The 16,623-nt window shown below is 37.5% G+C and carries 19 protein-coding genes; 3 read left to right on the forward strand and 16 right to left on the reverse strand.

The window, feature by feature from the left end; all coding sequences use genetic code 11:
• Positions 1 to 41 precede the first annotated feature (41 nt).
• From agaV to IGJ03_RS11245, 4 genes are all read right to left on the reverse strand, one after another.
• A complete protein-coding gene (agaV, locus tag IGJ03_RS11230) occupies positions 42 to 518 on the reverse strand; it encodes a PTS N-acetylgalactosamine transporter subunit IIB (RefSeq protein ID WP_002355007.1) in 477 nt (158 codons plus the stop codon).
• Positions 519 to 544: 26 nt separating this feature from the next.
• Entirely contained in the window at positions 545 to 982 is a 438-nt protein-coding gene (locus IGJ03_RS11235) for a PTS sugar transporter subunit IIA (RefSeq protein WP_010823988.1), read from the reverse strand.
• 146 nt (positions 983 to 1,128) lie between these two features.
• On the reverse strand, positions 1,129 to 2,223 hold the full coding sequence (locus IGJ03_RS11240; RefSeq protein WP_438711136.1) for an acyltransferase family protein: 1,095 nt from the start codon (positions 2,221 to 2,223) through the stop codon (positions 1,129 to 1,131).
• An 86-nt stretch (positions 2,224 to 2,309) separates the two neighbouring features.
• Positions 2,310 to 3,125, reverse strand: coding sequence for a carbohydrate deacetylase (locus IGJ03_RS11245; protein WP_025190594.1), 816 nt, complete (start codon positions 3,123 to 3,125; stop codon positions 2,310 to 2,312).
• 143 nt (positions 3,126 to 3,268) lie between these two features.
• Here IGJ03_RS11245 and IGJ03_RS11250 point away from each other — a divergent pair, with 143 nt between their 5' ends.
• Positions 3,269 to 4,021, forward strand: a complete 753-nt coding sequence (locus IGJ03_RS11250) for a MurR/RpiR family transcriptional regulator (RefSeq protein WP_438711138.1) — start codon at positions 3,269 to 3,271, stop codon at positions 4,019 to 4,021.
• 68 nt (positions 4,022 to 4,089) lie between these two features.
• Here IGJ03_RS11250 and IGJ03_RS11255 read toward each other — a convergent pair whose 3' ends face one another.
• Positions 4,090 to 4,641 (reverse strand): DNA-3-methyladenine glycosylase I, encoded by a 552-nt coding sequence (locus tag IGJ03_RS11255; protein ID WP_002378947.1) that lies wholly within the window; start codon positions 4,639 to 4,641, stop codon positions 4,090 to 4,092.
• Between the two features lie 76 nt (positions 4,642 to 4,717).
• Complete coding sequence (locus tag IGJ03_RS11260; RefSeq protein ID WP_002372856.1) at positions 4,718 to 5,494, reverse strand: peptidase C39 family protein; 777 nt, start codon at positions 5,492 to 5,494, stop codon at positions 4,718 to 4,720.
• A 216-nt stretch (positions 5,495 to 5,710) separates the two neighbouring features.
• Here IGJ03_RS11260 and IGJ03_RS11265 point away from each other — a divergent pair, with 216 nt between their 5' ends.
• Positions 5,711 to 6,073, forward strand: coding sequence for a hypothetical protein (locus IGJ03_RS11265; protein WP_002354999.1), 363 nt, complete (start codon positions 5,711 to 5,713; stop codon positions 6,071 to 6,073).
• 119 nt (positions 6,074 to 6,192) lie between these two features.
• On the opposite strand, the gene thiT is transcribed toward IGJ03_RS11265, so the two are convergent.
• The 3 genes from thiT to IGJ03_RS11280 all read right to left on the reverse strand — a co-directional run bounded on the left by thiT (position 6,193) and on the right by IGJ03_RS11280 (position 8,446).
• Positions 6,193 to 6,768, reverse strand: a complete 576-nt coding sequence (gene thiT / locus IGJ03_RS11270; protein WP_002354998.1) for an energy-coupled thiamine transporter ThiT — start codon at positions 6,766 to 6,768, stop codon at positions 6,193 to 6,195.
• Positions 6,769 to 6,930: 162 nt separating this feature from the next.
• On the reverse strand, positions 6,931 to 7,584 hold the full coding sequence (locus IGJ03_RS11275; RefSeq protein ID WP_368023287.1) for a PepSY domain-containing protein: 654 nt from the start codon (positions 7,582 to 7,584) through the stop codon (positions 6,931 to 6,933).
• Positions 7,585 to 7,660: 76 nt separating this feature from the next.
• Complete coding sequence (locus IGJ03_RS11280) at positions 7,661 to 8,446, reverse strand: hypothetical protein (protein WP_002354996.1); 786 nt, start codon at positions 8,444 to 8,446, stop codon at positions 7,661 to 7,663.
• A gap of 233 nt (positions 8,447 to 8,679) precedes the next feature.
• Here IGJ03_RS11280 and IGJ03_RS11285 point away from each other — a divergent pair, with 233 nt between their 5' ends.
• Positions 8,680 to 9,414: a class A sortase gene (locus IGJ03_RS11285; RefSeq protein WP_002354994.1), complete on the forward strand. Its 735-nt coding sequence runs from the start codon at positions 8,680 to 8,682 to the stop codon at positions 9,412 to 9,414.
• 47 nt (positions 9,415 to 9,461) lie between these two features.
• On the opposite strand, the gene IGJ03_RS11290 is transcribed toward IGJ03_RS11285, so the two are convergent.
• From IGJ03_RS11290 to pnp, 7 genes are all read right to left on the reverse strand, one after another.
• Complete coding sequence (locus IGJ03_RS11290) at positions 9,462 to 9,692, reverse strand: hypothetical protein (protein ID WP_002383277.1); 231 nt, start codon at positions 9,690 to 9,692, stop codon at positions 9,462 to 9,464.
• Positions 9,693 to 9,780: 88 nt separating this feature from the next.
• Positions 9,781 to 10,251 (reverse strand): low molecular weight protein-tyrosine-phosphatase, encoded by a 471-nt coding sequence (locus IGJ03_RS11295; RefSeq protein ID WP_002378799.1) that lies wholly within the window; start codon positions 10,249 to 10,251, stop codon positions 9,781 to 9,783.
• Positions 10,252 to 10,291: 40 nt separating this feature from the next.
• Positions 10,292 to 10,861 carry a TetR/AcrR family transcriptional regulator gene (locus tag IGJ03_RS11300; RefSeq protein WP_002354991.1) on the reverse strand — a complete coding sequence of 190 codons (570 nt, stop codon included), beginning with the start codon at positions 10,859 to 10,861 and terminating at the stop codon, positions 10,292 to 10,294.
• Positions 10,862 to 11,038: 177 nt separating this feature from the next.
• Entirely contained in the window at positions 11,039 to 12,460 is a 1,422-nt protein-coding gene (locus IGJ03_RS11305) for a CHAP domain-containing protein (RefSeq protein WP_016617014.1), read from the reverse strand.
• A 331-nt stretch (positions 12,461 to 12,791) separates the two neighbouring features.
• Entirely contained in the window at positions 12,792 to 13,301 is a 510-nt protein-coding gene (mreD, locus tag IGJ03_RS11310; RefSeq protein WP_002359075.1) for a rod shape-determining protein MreD, read from the reverse strand.
• A complete protein-coding gene (gene mreC / locus IGJ03_RS11315; protein WP_002383273.1) occupies positions 13,298 to 14,158 on the reverse strand; it encodes a rod shape-determining protein MreC in 861 nt (286 codons plus the stop codon). Before mreC ends, mreD begins: the two co-directional genes overlap by 4 nt.
• A gap of 181 nt (positions 14,159 to 14,339) precedes the next feature.
• Entirely contained in the window at positions 14,340 to 16,454 is a 2,115-nt protein-coding gene (gene pnp / locus IGJ03_RS11320; RefSeq protein ID WP_002354984.1) for a polyribonucleotide nucleotidyltransferase, read from the reverse strand.
• Positions 16,455 to 16,623 lie beyond the last annotated feature (169 nt).

The following is a 16,623-nucleotide window of genomic DNA, read 5'->3' on the forward strand; positions in this document are numbered from 1 at the left end:
CCCACTTCTTCTCTTCAAAATTATTGTCCAACATTACTTTTTTATGAAAATAATGCATCTAAACTTTCTTCTGGCGTTGACGGGACACGTTGAATCGAAAGTTTAACACCTAATTCTTGTAGCTTTTTAAAGGCGTCTACATCTGTTTTATTAACCGCAACAGCGGTAGCTACTTGTTTTTTGCCTTCTTCCATATGCATATTACCAATGTTTAATTTTTCGATTGGCACACCACCTTCTACCAAGCGCAATGCATCAACAGGATTATCAACTAACAGAAAAATCTTTTGTCTTTCTGAGGCTTTATGAATGACCTCAATCGTTTTCTTAATGGAGAAAAAACGGGTTTGTACTTCTGCAGGGGCCGCCATGTTTAACAATTGTTGGCGCATTGTATCCTCAGAAATTGCATCATTTGCGACTAAAATTAAGTTGGCGCCTAAAGAACCGTTCCATTGTGTTGCGACTTGACCATGAATCAAGCGGTTATCAATTCTTGTTAATAAAATATTCGGCATAGTGCTTCCTCCTCTTTTCTAATTGGTTAGATTCCGTCTGCTTCTTCTTGAGTAGTTGCTTGTGGTTGTTCTAGTTTTTTATGAACAATCCCGTCTCTGGCTGAATCTGTGACCATTGAAACAAAATCTTCTACGTTCGTGCTGATTGTGCGTAATGCAAGCCCTTCAAGAACCATCGGTAAATTTGTTCCTGCTAACACTTCAACATTTTGATAATTACTTGCGACAGTCATTGAAATTCTAAACGGTGTACCCCCTAAAAGATCAGTTAAAATGACCACTGCTGGACACGTCTCCAGCATAGAGTCAACGGCTTTACGAATGTTTGACTCTAATACATCAAGCCCTGTATCATTGAAAAAAGGGACCGCCTGAATATTTGGTTGTTCTCCTGCAATCATACTAACTGATTGATGCATTCCAGTTGAAAATACCCCATGTCCCGTTAAAATAAGACCTATCATTTATTCTTTCTCCCCTAACTATTTACTGAGCTTACTATTTAATTGGATAAGCAGAACTTATTCCTCAAAGAGTGTAACAATTCTTGTAACAATTGAGTATGCTTTCCCATGATTTTGGACGATGATTTCTATTTAAGAACATGTCCCTATACAGATACAAAGCGTCCCAACTTAAAGATGCTTTTGAAAAAATGCTCGATTACAACCGTTAACCCAAACGAGCCAACAAATGTACCCATATACAACACAAGAATAACCAAGCTGACTGGTTGATTGGTTAAAAACGGATGGACCAGTTTCAAGACCAATTGAAAAACAAAAACATTCGCTAAATAACTACGATACGCATAAGTGGCTATCCATTTAACCATTGGTAAAAGACGAATCTTTTTGGCTATTCCTTGTGTTCCCAAATAAAAAACCAACCCGATAATCAGTAAACTATAGGCACTTTGAAGAAGATCCAAATAAGGTAGATCGTTCGGTGTCATCTGTGTTCCATCAAATAAATTCCCTTGGACTGCCTGCCAAAAAATAAAAAGAAACAACAGAAATAGCGCCACTCTCGTCTTTTTCAAGAAAGTAAAAATTTCCCCTTGATACTTCGCTGTGATGACCCCGAAAATACCATAAATGAGATAACTAAGCCCTGAACGATCTATTAAGTACCAAAGAGAAGTTTCTGCATATGGAAAAATCATTTTCTGGTACCAGAAGCACCAAAGGATATGCGCACCGATTGTAAAAAAGACAATTGGTAAAATCACTTTTTTGTTTTTTGTAATTCTTGTTGCCAACCAAATAAAATACGGCATAAATAATTGGAATTGCAACATCATTACGGCATACCATAGATGTGCCGCGCCATCACCACTGAGAACTTTTCCTAGAAATCCTAGGGGCGTTTCATAGGGCATTCGTTGTTGTAAACTAGGAAAAGCATATAGATAGAGACTGGACCAGACCACATAAGGAAGCACCAATTCATAAAATTTTTCCTTTAAAAATTCAAGATACGATTTAGCTTGACTCTTTAACACCATGTTGTAAATAATTGCAAAAATAAACATGGGTGCCGAATATTTAGACATTCGGTAAAAACTACCGATTGAATTCATTGCTTCCGTTTGCGGAGAATGTATCAACACATATGATAAAACCGTTTGTAAAATAACTGATGCTACAGCGAAAACTTTTAAAAAATCGCTGATATTCAGATTTATTGGTTGTCCTTTACTCATGTACGTCCTCTTTCTTTCAATAATTTAGCGTGTAAGTAGGCGCTCTGATTAAGAACTTACTCACACGCTATTCACGCTTCTTTGATTTACATTGCTAGCGATTCATAATTGGCTAACAAGATGCCGCGTTCTTCAATCGCTTCTTTGACTTCTTGGGACGTTAATATTTCCACTTCACGAATTCGAGGCATACAATACCCTGATTGATTTTGTAAAATAGTATCGATAAACGCAGGATGACAATTGATTTCAAAGACCTCTCCTTCACTAAAAACAACCATATCAAGCAATTGCAAGATGGTTTCAGTTGAAATCGCCTTGTCATAAAATTGGTACAACATTTCATCTGGCGTGCGAACATCCTGATATAACTCTAAATAGTCTTTTGTTTCAATACTTCTTGAAGCGTTACGTAAAGGTAATTGATATTTGCGAGCAAGTGCCAAAGCTACGCCTAATAACTTTTTATTTTTTCCGTGAACGTTATGATGAGAATCAATATGATCAGGGCGTCTGCCACTTTTCATAAATGAAATAATTTGAGCATCCCATTCGTTATAAACCTCTTCTAAATTGACTTTTTCTTCAAAAATCGATTGATGCCAAAAATAACCAGCTTCATCTACTAAGGAAGGAACCATTTCTCGAGGTAAAATAGGTTTTGCTTGGTTCAATGTCAATGTTAAATGGACACCAATAGCTAAAGTCGGTGCACTGATTCGAGCACTCTCCATGGCCTCTAAAAAATAAGGAGAAGTTGGTAATGCGGTTGTTGAAGTAACCACGCCACGTTTGTGTGCTTCAATGATTCCTTGCGTTACCGCTGGCGTGTAACCAAAATCATCAGCGTTGATAATTAATTTTTTATTGCTCATTTTTCCCCACTCTCTCTTCTGTTTCATGAATTTTTAGTTGTTTCTCTATTGATTGTAGCTAAGTGACGCCTTTTTTTATAGCTAGTTTTCTGATTGAGTGCTATAATCTACAAATAAGACCATGTCCCTAAAAAAGGACATTACGTTCACAAATGACAGGAGGGATCAGCATGATGTTTTTAACCTATGATCCACAATTAAATCCAACAGAATTAGAGATTTACAAGTATATTAGCCACAATATTGAAAAAGTTCCTTATATGACAATTCGAGAATTAGCAGATGAAATTCATTTCAGTAAAACGGCAATCTGGCGTTTTTGTCAAAAATTCGAGTGTGAAGGCTATACAGATTTTAAATTTAAATTGAAGAATTATCTAAGCGAACGAAAAAAAACAGCCCAACCAAAATCTTTAGATGAAACAATGCTGATTCATTTTTTGCAACGCTCATCAGAAGAATTATTAGAAGGACGGATTGTTCAAGCTGCGGAATTGCTGGCAAAAAAAGAATTTGTTCTTTTTATTGGCGAAGGAACGTCCAAAGTCCTAGCTGAATTTGGTGAAATTTATTTTTCCAGTATCTACAATTTATCTGCTTCTGTATCCCACCTTTTTTCCCATCCCGTTAGCAAATTATCCGAAGAAACGGCTAAAAAAGTGGGTGTTATCGCCTTATCAGTTTCGGGTGAAACACAAAAAGTTCGGCAAAATATTGATTATTTTATCGAAATGGGGATTGATGTAATTGCTATTACAAATAGTGAAAAAAGCACGATTGCTCAACTTTCAACAGTCACGATCCCCTACTATATAACAACCGAGAAAAGTTCCATTGCAGACGTAACGTCCCAACTACCTGCACTATTCTTAATAGAAAAGTTGGCGAAAACTGTTTCAACGATGTTAAATGAGTGTCCATAATCACTGCAAAAAAAGGAAGGAACTAGCCATTCGTTTTGCTAGTTCCTTCCTTTTTAATTCTTCTATACTTATTTATACTGACACGTTTCTAAATGATCATTCACCAAACCCGCCGCCTGTAAAAAGGAATAGACTGTCGTGGCACCTAAAAATTTAAATCCTCGTTTTTTTAACGCTCGACTAATCTGTTGCGATAATTCCGTGGAGGCTGGAACCTCTTCTGGGTGCTGCCAGTGATTAACGATTGGTTGCTGATCGACAAAGTTCCAGAGGTAGCGATCAAAGGACCCAAATTCTGCCTGAACTTCTTGAAAAACTTGCGCATTCGTGATGGTCGCTTGAATTTTTAAACGATGACGAATCACACCAGGATTTGCTAGTAAAGCTAAAATTTTTTCCTCATCATATCGCGCAATTTTCCGATAATCAAACGCATCATAAGCTGCTCTGAGCGTTTCTCGTTTATTCAAAATAATCGCCCAGCTTAAGCCCGCTTGCATACTTTCCAAGGTCAATAACTCAAATAACTGTTGCTCTTCATGAACTGGACGTCCCCATTCATCATCATGATAGGCTTGCATCTCTTCAGTTGTATTCGTTGCCCAAGTACATCGCTCCATTGTCCTGCCTCCTTTTATTTGCTAAAAAAGATGCGAACAAAGGGTACTGCCTGTTGTTCCACACCTTTTCTTATTCCTAATAAAATGCCCAGAAGTTTAACGCTTCATTCATCACTTCTTCGGCTGTAAATGTCCGTTTTGAATGGCCCTTTTCTTCTGAATCGTTTGGATCATTAATCCAGAAATCGCCTTTTTCATCCACACCACTCATCACCATAATGTGACCAGTTGTAGTGAAATAGCCCGGTTTTACAGAAATAATGACTGGATGACCTTCCTTCAAGAAAGCTGCCACTGTTTCAATATCCCCAATTTCTTGACAGTTATAGCCTTTCATTTCAGCATATGCACTAAAAATAGACCACGCCGTTCCTTGCCCTTCCATAAAGAAGTCATTTTTTGCCCAAGCTAATACATCTAGTGGGGTAACTTCTTGGTGATCCATGTATGAACCAACCATTGCAAGCGACACAATCGCACAGCCATTAATTTCGATTGTATTCGGCTTATCTACATTGCCAAATCCGTACGCGGTGTCTTTCCATTTAGCATCTGTCTGCAATTCTAACGGCAAATCCAGATGTCCATCATATTGCTTCTTTTCAATTTCTTGATTGACCTGTTGTCCATAGCTTAAAGGTTTGACTTTTTTCTCAATTTTAACTGGTGCTGGTTCTTTTGTTTTACTTGATTCAGCACTAGCTTTGACATATGAATCATCAAACCAACTTGAAAACCCACCTGATTTCATCGGCGAAAACTGCGCTAACAACCCGCCAAAGCCAAACGATACCAACAACACCGTGAGAACTTTTTTTTGGTAACCTGATGGTTTTTTTGACATACTATTCATCCTTTTCTATCTATTGACTACATCCGATAATCTTATGTATTTCTTATATGCTCACACATTATACTACTTTCTTTTTCGAAAAACAGAAACGTTGGTAAATTCTCATAATTATTGAAGGCGAACATATTTTCTTGAATTTTATCACAAAATTAGGTAAAATACAGGTAATTAGTCATTTGAGTTTTATTCTATTTTATTCGTAAAGGAGGCAGAAGAATGGATCAACATAAAGCTACCATCAAGAGCATTTCTAAACTGATTACGCTCTCTTCCCAACATTTCTTTTCGGCATTTTTAGAAGATTCTCAAGATCAAAAGAATAAAGAAAAGGAACGCAGTGCGCTTTTACAAGAGCTCCAAGTCGCTGCCGCCCAAAAATCCTTAGTGGTCTTACAATTGAAAGAAGTCCCTACAGCGCATAAATTCGAAACGGTGATCGGCTGGATTGTCTCAAAAAATATTTCGGACAATATCGTCGTTCGTTTACAAACGGATGAACAACAGTTGCGCATGATTCCTGTTGCTTCTGTCATGAAAGTCAGCACGTTAGCCAATCGTCACCAACGTCAAATTCACTAGAATATTGAAGTCTTTATAAAATAAATGGAAACCACCAACCCTGGCGATTGCAGGTTGGTGGTTTCTTTTATTTATGACTTTAGTCAAAATCCCATGAAACTTCTGACTTAGGACTCAACTTATTTCTTAGGAACAAATAATTGCGGTGCTACTTTTGCCAATAAGCCTAGAACTAGACTTACATATAAACAATTGACGACGGTACTTGTACCGTTTAGAACAAAGGAATAGAGATATGGGCTCATTCCTTCTGGTGCATACATGCCCCAAACCAATACACCCGCCCAAAAATGCCAAAACCAGCGGGCGAAGACTGCGACAACACTTCCTAAAATAATCGTACGAATGGCTGATTTTAAACGATTCGCTTGAAAATACAGTTGAATTTTTCTAGCGAATACGCCACCCATTCCTCCAAACGCAAAAGCAAAGGGATATTCAAAAATAATCTGTGGAACGGACAAGAAATTTTTCATGGCTGTACCGAGAATAATATTTAACATGCCCCAAACAAAGCCTGCTGCAACTCCAGGAAGCAACCCACGACGAAACGAATAAAGAACTAATGGAACCATTCCCAACGATAGGTCCAAGCCACTATTGGCAAATTCAATCGGTAAAAAAGAGAGGGCCATTGCCATTGCTGCGACGACTGTTCCTTCTACCCAAATACGTAAATCCATTTTTCTAGCCAAACAAATTTCCTCCTATGTTCTGACGCTCTCAACCACTAATACATCGTTATTTTACCATAGAGACTTTAGAAAAACACGTTTGTCGAACAAGCAAAAAATAGCTGGACCAACGTTTAAGGGAATCAGCTCCTACTCAAACGCATGCCAGCTACTGTTTATCCATTAATCGTCCCGCTCAGTTGTCAAAATTTTACCAGAATGAGCATCGATTTTTACCTCTATTTTTTGTTGGCCCTCTTTCACTTTCACTTCCCAATAGGTGATTCCTAATTCTTTCTCTAACTTCCAATCTGTTGCCTGGCCGACTTTCGCTTCTTTTTCAGCCAAGGTTGTGGCTTGTTCTCTGGAAATGATCTTTGTTAAATCAAGTGCCTCTTCTTGCATTTTAACGCCATTTTGTTCATCGGCATCCAAGGTTTCGACTTTTTCTTTTGTGAATTCGCCTGTCTCTGCGTTCACTTCAACTTGATATTCTTTTTGCTGATCCACGCCTTCTATTTCATAAAAATAACGTCCAAAATCTGTATCTAACTGCAGACTTGTTATTTTAGCTTCTGGATATTTTTTCTCAAATGCTGTCGTTACTTTTTCTAAAGAGACAGCTACCGCGCTTGTCTTCTCTGATGTCGTCGTTGCTTCTTGTTGTACGGATGAACTTGTTTCACTAGTTGATATTGCTGTTTCTTTTTGTTCATTTGTTGATGAAACAGCAGTAGGCGTTTTGGGTGTACAGCCAGCTACCAAAAAGAGTGCCAAGCCAGTCAGAGCGCCATAGAGTATTTTTTTCATTAAACAACCTTCTTTCCTTTTTATCATTTTATTATACTTGATTTCTCATTCAAATCATAGCTACAAAAAGAGCCCTACTTTAGTTGATAAAGTTAGAGCTCTCTCAGCCTTCATGGGCTAACATAAAAATTTCACCGAAATCATTCTCTTGTTCAATGTGCCAAATGCGTTTTTCACTATTATAGACAAGCGTTGCCAAAATTTCTTCTTTTTGGTATGACGTATTTTTCATCTTGCTAAGTGAATCTTCCACCAAGTAAATAGGAATCCGATATTCTTCTTTATCCACTTCTGTTTGTTGGAAGCAAAAAATAACACCTTCTTGCAAGATACCTTTCATATTTTTAAGTAATTCAGGACTTAATTTTTCGACAGGCGTATTTCGTTTAAAGAAGGCCTTTTTCTGATTCACTTTCTCTAAAACAACACGTGTAATTTTATCAGCAAAGATTCTATAAAATTCATCAATATAACGATAATAGACACGCGTCATCTGATCTGCAAATTCAAAAAAGACAAAATCATTTTGTAGCTTATAAAAGAAAGGCGAATGCAAACTATTCTTCATGTGTCCAAAATAAAGAAGTTCCGAAATTTCTAATGGCGTTAGCTCTTTTAGCATCGTCACATCGGAAAAGTCAATCCATTTAATCTCTTCAGTCATCCAACGACGTTGTAGCGATTGAAAATAGCGATTGACGCTTTCTTCTCCACGAATAATTTTCAAGCCTGAATGCATATCGTATTCGCCAGCTTCGGCAGAAGGATCTAATAATAGTAAGTTCTGTGGATGATGCACAATTGAACGAACAAAATCGGAATGGGTAATTCCTTTAGATAAAACCGCATTGCTGGTTACATCTATATGTACATAAATTAAATCAAGCAAATTCCCATCTCCCCTCTACTAGCCTCCTTACCATTTTACAATATTTTCAAAAGAAAAGCTTGTTTCTTTTACTTTAAAATTCCATTACAAAATGAGGATTTTTTTGAAAAATCAATCGATTCAGTTGTTTTTTATTAAATCAAGGTCCGGTCTGCTTACCTATTCCCCAAAGAAAATAAATAGGTTTTTCAAATAAATTGTGGTAAACTTGATACATTAAAAGGAGGGAGAATATGCGCCCAAAAGAGAAAAAAAGAGGAAAAAATTGGTTAATCAACAGCTTATTAGTTTTACTATTTATCATTGGCTTGGCCTTAATTTTTAACAATCAGATACGTAGTTGGGTGGTTCAACAAAATAGCCGCTCGTACGCCGTTAGCAAGTTGAAACCAGCTGATGTGAAGAAAAATATGGCTCGTGAAACAACGTTTGACTTTGATTCAGTTGAGTCCTTGAGCACAGAAGCGGTGATGAAAGCCCAATTTGAAAACAAAAACTTACCTGTGATTGGTGCCATTGCGATACCAAGTGTCGAAATTAATTTGCCTATTTTTAAAGGATTGTCAAATGTCGCTTTATTAACTGGTGCCGGGACCATGAAAGAAGATCAAGTCATGGGGAAAAACAATTATGCCTTGGCTAGTCATCGAACGGAAGATGGCGTTTCCTTATTTTCACCTTTAGAAAGAACCAAAAAAGACGAACTCATTTATATCACTGATTTATCTACTGTTTATACATACAAAATAACTTCTGTAGAAAAAATCGAACCAACCCGTGTTGAGTTAATTGATGACGTTCCTGGTCAAAATATGATTACCTTAATTACCTGTGGCGATTTACAAGCAACGACGCGAATTGCTGTTCAAGGAACATTAGCAGCAACGACGCCTATTAAAGACGCCAACGACGATATGTTGAAGGCTTTCCAATTGGAGCAAAAAACCTTAGCCGATTGGGTGGCTTAATAAAAAAATCCTTGAAAAGTTTTGACACTTTTCAAGGATTTTTTGCTTTATTTCATCGCTTGACGTTCTTGCTGTTTCAGACGAGCAAAACCATAACGGATACCTGCAAACAATAAAACTAACGGAGATAAGAAGACAGAGATCATTAACCATTCACTTGTATACATACTACTAAAAGATAAATGATACGTGACAGCATACACTAGCGGCAGACTCATTATCAACAATAAATAATACAAACTCAATTCAAAAACATAGGATAAATAACTACTGTTCATCTTACTTCCCTCCTGTCTCTTTTTCCCTGAACAATTTGTTAACACTATTGTACCAAGGGGAAACAGAAAGTACTATCGGACTATAGTCCTAATCTTTCAGCTGTGCTTTTATTTTTTTCAACCATTCTGAGGTACCTGCTTCCACTAAGCGGTAAGTTTCCTCAAAATCACCAGTATAATAAGGATCAGGTACGTCCATGGTTTCTTTACCAGCCACAACTTCCATAAATAAATGAATCCGCCGTTGCTCTTCTTGAGGAGCTAATGCTTTTAAATCTGCCACATTATTCGCATCCATCCCAATGATATAGTCATATTTTTTAAAATCACTTGGCTGGATTTGTGTTGCCCGCATTCCTTGATAGGAAATTCCTTGTTGCTCCAAAATTTTTCTGGTTCCCTTATGTGGCTGACTGCCAACTTCCCAGTGACTAGTAGCTGCTGAAAATACTTGAATAGTCGATTCTAAACCAGCTTGTTGGACTTTCTGACGAAAAATCGCTTCTGCCATTGGCGAGCGACAAATATTGCCTAAACAAACAAATAACACAGTTACCACAACGTTTCACTCCTTCATAAAACTTTTTATCCTTCACACATTACTCATTGGCTTCTTGTTCATACAAATGATAAGCCATAAATTCTGTATCTTTCGCTAAACGGAATAATTGCGTCGCCATTTCCAAAGGAGTCTGAGGATATTCCTCAAGAATCCATTTCGTTAAGACGCCGCTACATCCATAAGAAAAGAAATTCGCATAAAATTGTTTGTCTTTATCTGTTAAATGGTTCTCAACATCGACTTGTTCAAATAATGAAATAAATAAGCGATTGGTCGAAGCGGAAAAAACATTAAGAAGAACTTCTGAATCTGAGGTCACTGTTGTATAGTAAAAATGACTCTTCTCTTTAATCGCTTTTAATAACTTCAGGGCTTGTTCCTCCCAGTTTTCCAAACAAATATCTGTTTCCAAGTAAATCAATGCATCGTGACGATAAATCCAACGTAATAAATCATATTTATCTGTAAAGTGATAATAAAATGTTTGGCGATTCAAGCCCACTTTTTTAGTAATATCTTGGACACTTATTTTACGAAAATCCTTTTGTTCACATAATTCTATTAAAGCTGAAGCGATTGCTTGTTTTGTATCGTGCGTTCCGCTCATGCTGATTCCTCCGCTCCTAATATGTATATACCTCTATAATTGCAAAAAAATGGCCAGATTACAATATTTTCAGATACATTTTATGCATATATTTAAAATTAAATGAATAAAAAAAGCGGCAACTAACGATTTTTGTTAGTTACCACTCCTTGTTATCAATTATTAATAGGTGACTATTTAGCCTGGAAAACGCCATACAACAGCGCGGAATCCTGCTGGTGGTGCTGGTGACCAGTTAGAGTTAGAAGAAACATAACCAGAACCTCCTGGGTTGTTCGCTTCAACGATTTGGACACTTCCACCACTTACACCTGTAACTAAGACAGTATGCACGCCACCAATCCAGCTATCTGGACTATAGGCACTTTCATATTGAACAACATCGCCTGGTTGTACGTTACTCCAGCTAACTTGTGTTGCGCCAGAAGCAACATAGCCACTGTTTGGACCACCATAACCGAAGTTAATACCGCCTGCCGCTAACCAGCGACGAACGGATACTAAACATTCGCCTGGCTGATTCCAACCTGTTGCATAAGAATTACCAACATCTGCTAAAGCTGCATTAATTGCGGCTTGTTTTCCTGAAGTCACGCCACCATTCCCTGGTTTTGCTTCATTGCCTTTTTCAGGAGTCGTTGGGTTAGTTACAGGAACTTCTTTTTCTTTTTCAGGTGCTGCTGCCACAGGTGTTGTTACAACACTTTCTGTTTCAGTACTTGAAGTTGTTGTTTCTTGCGTTGTGGTACTTTCAGTAGTTGCTGATGATTCTACTACTGGTGTTGCGGCTTTTTCTTCAGCGGCTGATGCTGCTGCCTCATTGGCTGCTTTTGTTGCTTTCGCTTGCTCAGCTGCCGCTTTTTGTGCTGCGGCTTGTGCTTGCGCTGCCGCTTGTTCTTCTGCTTTTTTAGCAGCTGCACGTTGGCGTGCTTGCTCTTCTGCTAAACGTTTTTCCGCTTCTTTTTTCTGTTTAATGAAGCTGTCTTTTTTCCCTTGTTCTTCAGAACGTTGTGCTTCTAAATCATTTTTAGCCACTTCTTGTTGAATCTTCAATGTTTTTAATGATTCTGTTTTGTCATTTAATTCTTTTGTTGCTGCTTCTAATTCAGCAATTTGTTTTTCAACATTCTTTGTTTTCTTTTCAACAGTCGCTTTGTCTTCTTTTTGTTGTTCTAGTAATTCATTGTTGGCGCTCATCATTGTTGAGACCGCTTGAACACGACCAATTGCATCTGCTACTGAATCTGCATCTAAGACCGCATCAATAATTGAATCACTTTGACCATTCACTTGGACATCGCGCGCTTGTTTTGTCATTTGTACTTCACGTTTTTGAATACGGACATTCAAATCAGAAATTTCACTATATAATTTAGATACTTCTGATGATAGCTTGTTCTTTTTAGCTGTTAATGTATCGATTTGTTTGGCCGTTTCAACCATATCATTTTCAATAGCGGCAACTTTTGCTTCTGCATCTGACATTTGGCTAGTTAACGCATTAATTTTTTGATCTTGTTGTTGAATCTTTGTATCGTATTCATCTGCAAATGCTGCGGATGGTAACGCTACGCTTGTTAAGGTAATGGAACATACCATTAGAGCCGATAATACACTTTTCTTCAATCTGTTGTCCTCCGAAAATCCTTTTTTGTTAAGCTTTTTTATTATTTATTAAAATTTGAATAAATTTCTCTTTTTCAACGATAGAGCAATTGTAGCATAGCTGTATGTCACTGAGATAATATGGATGTTACAGTAATATTTCAATTTTCTTCTTGTAAATGACAAAAAAAAGCTTCACTTTTTTCACAACTTTCTTCATGGCTCCAGGGTAAGCTTCTCATTGTTTTGTTATTTAAAGAAAATAAAAAAAGCGAAAAATGCTAACAAATGAGCATTTTTCGCAAACGAACAAAATTTCCAATTTTTATTTTACGGAAAACAGTTTTTTCAGTGGATAAGATAAAATAACATACCACACCATGTTCAATAGCAATGTAGGGCCCAACACACGCGTAATAAATAAAATTGGGCTGACATCCGCTAAATGAAAGGCCACTTGAATCAGTACCGCAATCAGTTCATACAACGTGGTAAAAATAACGATCCCAAAAAAACCAGTTAGTAAATTTGTTTGAATTACTTCTTTAAATGTATACATCAACATAACCGAAATCGTCAGTGCAACTGTATAAATCCCGATAATGCCAATGTAGTAGCTATCGCAAATAAAGCCTAAAATTAACGAAGTAATTAATAGATAACGTTTAGAAAAATTAGGAACGGCAAACATAAACGCAAGTAATAACAGATGAGAACTGGCAAAGTAAACATTACTTGTCCACGTTTCAAAAGACTTTGTTAAATGAGCATCAATTAACATTAAGAAAAACAAGAGAATAGGTGTGACGTATTTTAAATACTCTTTCCGAATCATTCGCTTTCCCCTGCCGATCTTTTCACGACCGTCACAACAGAGATACCATAGACATCCGCATAAGGTTTCACATACACTTCACGATCTAAACCAAAACTATCTGGTTTCACTTTAATAACTGTCCCTACCGCTAAATCGGCTGGGGAATTACCACCTAAGCCAGAAGTCTGAACGACATCGCCTTCTTTCAGAGTGGCATCGCCAGTTAATTGTGACACAATTAATGCATTTGTCTTATTGTCGTAATTTTTAAGTAAACCAAACGATTCGCCATTTGCGGAAGTTACTCGCACAGGGAAATGGTTTGAGTTAACATTTTTAGACGTTAGTAGTTCCACTTTTGCAGTCGTTGCATTGACTTCAATAACACGCCCCACTAACCCTTTTTGCGCCATGACCGCCATGCCCGCTTCAATGCCGTCATTGGTTCCTTTATCGATAATTAATAAGTCTTGCCAAGTATCCGGCGAACGCGTAATGACATTCGCAGTTACTTTTTCATAGTTGGCCAACGTTTCGTTCAGATTCAATTCTTGTTTTAAACTATCAATTTCACGTTTATAGTTATTGTTTTGGACAGCTAATTCATTATAGCTATCAATTTTTTCTTTTAGACGTTCGTTTTCTTTAAACGTGTTAATTAAATTGCCCATTGAAGACAAGCCATTTTCCACCACACGAGCTGGAAAAGAAATCACACGATCCACCATACTAACGCTATTGTTGACACCACCTTGAACGACATTGGTTTTGCCTTTTTCAGAACGTTGCGCAGCAGTTAAACTAATAATGGTTACTAAAATAATGACTAAAATTAAGGTAATGATTATATTTTTATTTGGATTAAATTTTTTCACAAAGACACCCCAGATATTCTTCAGACTGATAGTATTAATTTTACCACTAATTGACTATAAACAAAAGAGTTGGCGATCGTCTTTAGCTTTTTTTATCATTTCTTTTTTAGGGCTTGTTTTCAACGAAAAAACCAACGAAAAGAAAGGAAGCTTCCTTGGTTTTCGTTGGTTTAAAAAGAAATTATTTTTCTTTGTTTTCTTCGTTTAATAATGCTTTTCTTGACACGTTGACACGGCCTTGTTTGTCAATTTCAGTTACTTTGACAAGGACTTCGTCGCCTAATTTCACGACATCTTCAACGTTGTTCACACGTTCGTTTGCTAATTGAGAAATATGGATCAAGCCATCTTTGCCTTTAATTAGGTTAACAAACGCACCAAATTTTTCAATGCGGACAACTTTTGCTAAGTAAACTTGACCGACTTCAACTTCTTTGGTTAATTCTTCAATAATCTTGATGGCTTTTTTAATCATTTCAGCATCTGATGAAGCAATACTTACGTTACCGTCTTGATCGATATCAATCTTAACACCAGTTTCATCAATGATGCTGTTGATTGTTTCGCCACCTTTACCAATGACATCTTTAATTTTCGCTGGTTTAATTTGAATCATTTCAATTTTCGGTGCATATTGACTTAATTCTTCACGAGGGGCAGCAATCGTTGTTGTTAATTCTTCTAGAATTTCCATCCGTGCTTTCTTCGCTTGGTCTAATGCTTCCGTTAAAATTTGTTCTGTAATTCCTTGGATTTTGATGTCCATTTGTAAAGCAGTGATTCCGTCTTTCGTTCCCGCTACTTTAAAGTCCATATCGCCAAGGTGGTCTTCTAAACCTTGAATATCTGTTAAGATTGTATAGTTTTCACCATCACTAACAAGACCCATTGCAATACCTGCAACTGGCGCTTTAATTGGCACACCCGCATCCATTAATGCTAATGTTCCCGCGCAAATACTTGCTTGTGAAGAAGAACCATTTGATTCTAACACTTCTGCTACTAAGCGGATTGTGTAAGGGAAGTCTTCTTCTGATGGAATAATTTGTGCTAAGGCACGTTCACCTAACGCACCGTGACCGATTTCACGACGACCTGGTGAGCCCGCGCGTCCTGTTGAACCAACAGAGAATTGTGGGAAGTTATAATGATGGATGAAACGTTTGCTATCTTGGACACCCAACCCATCGATAATTTGATGTTCCCCTAAAGGCGCTAATGTACAAACGGATAAAGCTTGTGTTTGACCCCGAGTAAATAAGCCAGAACCATGCACACGTGGTAAAATACTTACTTCTGATGATAAATGACGAATTTCGTCTAATTTACGGCCATCCGGGCGAATCTTATCGATCGTGATTAACTCACGTACAACATCTTTTTCAAGATCTTCCGCAATTTGTTTCACTTCTTTTAGTAATTGTGCTTCTTCTTCGTGTTCCGCAAATTTTTCAGCGTAAACTTCTTTGACTGTATCTTTTACTTTGTCAATTTCAACTTCACGTGCTAATTTTTCTTCCGTCATTACGGCTGTTTTCATTGTATTGTAGTACGCATCAAAAATTTCTTTTTTAAGATCAGCGTCCACTTGTAATAAGTCCACGTCCATTTTTGGTTTACCTACAGCGGCAACGATTTCTTCTTGGAACGCCACTAGTTCTTTGATGGCATCAAAACCGAAAAGTAAGGCACCTAACATATCTTCTTCTGATACTTCTTTGGCACCACTTTCAACCATGTTGATGGCTTCTTTTGTTCCAGCAACAGTTAATTCAATATCTGTTTGTTCTGCTTGTTCTACCGTTGGGTTTAAGACATATTCGCCATTAATACGACCAACGTCAACGCCAGCAATTGGTCCGTCAAACGGAATATCTGAAATTGCTAACGCTAAGGAAGACCCAAACATTGCAGCCATTTCTGGTGTACAGTCTTGCTCCACACTCATAACGATGTTCGTAATTTGGACTTCGTTACGGAAGCCTTCTGAGAACATTGGACGAATAGGACGGTCGATTAAACGAGCGGTTAATGTCGCACGTTCACTTGGACGACCTTCACGTTTAATGAAGCCGCCAGGAATTTTTCCTACCGCATACATTTTTTCTTCATAGTTTACAGTTAATGGGAAAAAGTCTACATCTTTTGCTTCTTTAGAGGCAACAGCAGCACTTAAAACGACCGTATCGCCGTAACGTACTAAGACAGCTCCATTGGCTTGTTTGGCTAATTGGCCGATTTCTACTTCTAGTGGGCGGCCGCCCCAAGTTGTTTTAAAGACTTGTTTTTCTGTCATAATTCTTCTCCTTTACTCTTGCTCTTTGGAAAAGTCAGACGGCTACTAAACAAATGAAAAAGTAACAAGTCGTTGCTGCTCTTTCATTTGGTTAGTAGTTCCTAAAAACTTTCCAAAGAGGACCTTCAATAGTGACAATAAGATAAAAAGCGAGATTCTGATTGAACCT

The organism is Enterococcus sp. DIV1315a, from assembly GCF_051712325.1.
GTDB lineage: Bacteria > Bacillota > Bacilli > Lactobacillales > Enterococcaceae > Enterococcus > Enterococcus faecalis.

What these genes read in the sequence shown, in the direction of transcription:
- agaV (WP_002355007.1), bottom strand. Translation starts at nt 518, where the DNA reads ATGCCGAATATTTTATTAACAAGAATTGATAACCGCTTGATTCATGGT.
- IGJ03_RS11235 (WP_010823988.1), bottom strand. Translation starts at nt 982, where the DNA reads ATGATAGGTCTTATTTTAACGGGACATGGGGTATTTTCAACTGGAATG.
- IGJ03_RS11240 (WP_438711136.1), bottom strand. Translation starts at nt 2,223, where the DNA reads ATGAGTAAAGGACAACCAATAAATCTGAATATCAGCGATTTTTTAAAA.
- IGJ03_RS11245 (WP_025190594.1), bottom strand. Translation starts at nt 3,125, where the DNA reads ATGAAACAGAAGAGAGAGTGGGGAAAAATGAGCAATAAAAAATTAATT.
- IGJ03_RS11250 (WP_438711138.1), top strand. Translation starts at nt 3,269, where the DNA reads ATGATGTTTTTAACCTATGATCCACAATTAAATCCAACAGAATTAGAG.
- IGJ03_RS11255 (WP_002378947.1), bottom strand. Translation starts at nt 4,641, where the DNA reads ATGGAGCGATGTACTTGGGCAACGAATACAACTGAAGAGATGCAAGCC.
- IGJ03_RS11260 (WP_002372856.1), bottom strand. Translation starts at nt 5,494, where the DNA reads ATGAATAGTATGTCAAAAAAACCATCAGGTTACCAAAAAAAAGTTCTC.
- IGJ03_RS11265 (WP_002354999.1), top strand. Translation starts at nt 5,711, where the DNA reads ATGGATCAACATAAAGCTACCATCAAGAGCATTTCTAAACTGATTACG.
- IGJ03_RS11275 (WP_368023287.1), bottom strand. Translation starts at nt 7,584, where the DNA reads ATGATAAAAAGGAAAGAAGGTTGTTTAATGAAAAAAATACTCTATGGC.
- IGJ03_RS11285 (WP_002354994.1), top strand. Translation starts at nt 8,680, where the DNA reads ATGCGCCCAAAAGAGAAAAAAAGAGGAAAAAATTGGTTAATCAACAGC.
- IGJ03_RS11290 (WP_002383277.1), bottom strand. Translation starts at nt 9,692, where the DNA reads ATGAACAGTAGTTATTTATCCTATGTTTTTGAATTGAGTTTGTATTAT.
- IGJ03_RS11300 (WP_002354991.1), bottom strand. Translation starts at nt 10,861, where the DNA reads ATGAGCGGAACGCACGATACAAAACAAGCAATCGCTTCAGCTTTAATA.
- IGJ03_RS11305 (WP_016617014.1), bottom strand. Translation starts at nt 12,460, where the DNA reads ATGGTATGTTCCATTACCTTAACAAGCGTAGCGTTACCATCCGCAGCA.
- mreD (WP_002359075.1), bottom strand. Translation starts at nt 13,301, where the DNA reads ATGATTCGGAAAGAGTATTTAAAATACGTCACACCTATTCTCTTGTTT.
- pnp (WP_002354984.1), bottom strand. Translation starts at nt 16,454, where the DNA reads ATGACAGAAAAACAAGTCTTTAAAACAACTTGGGGCGGCCGCCCACTA.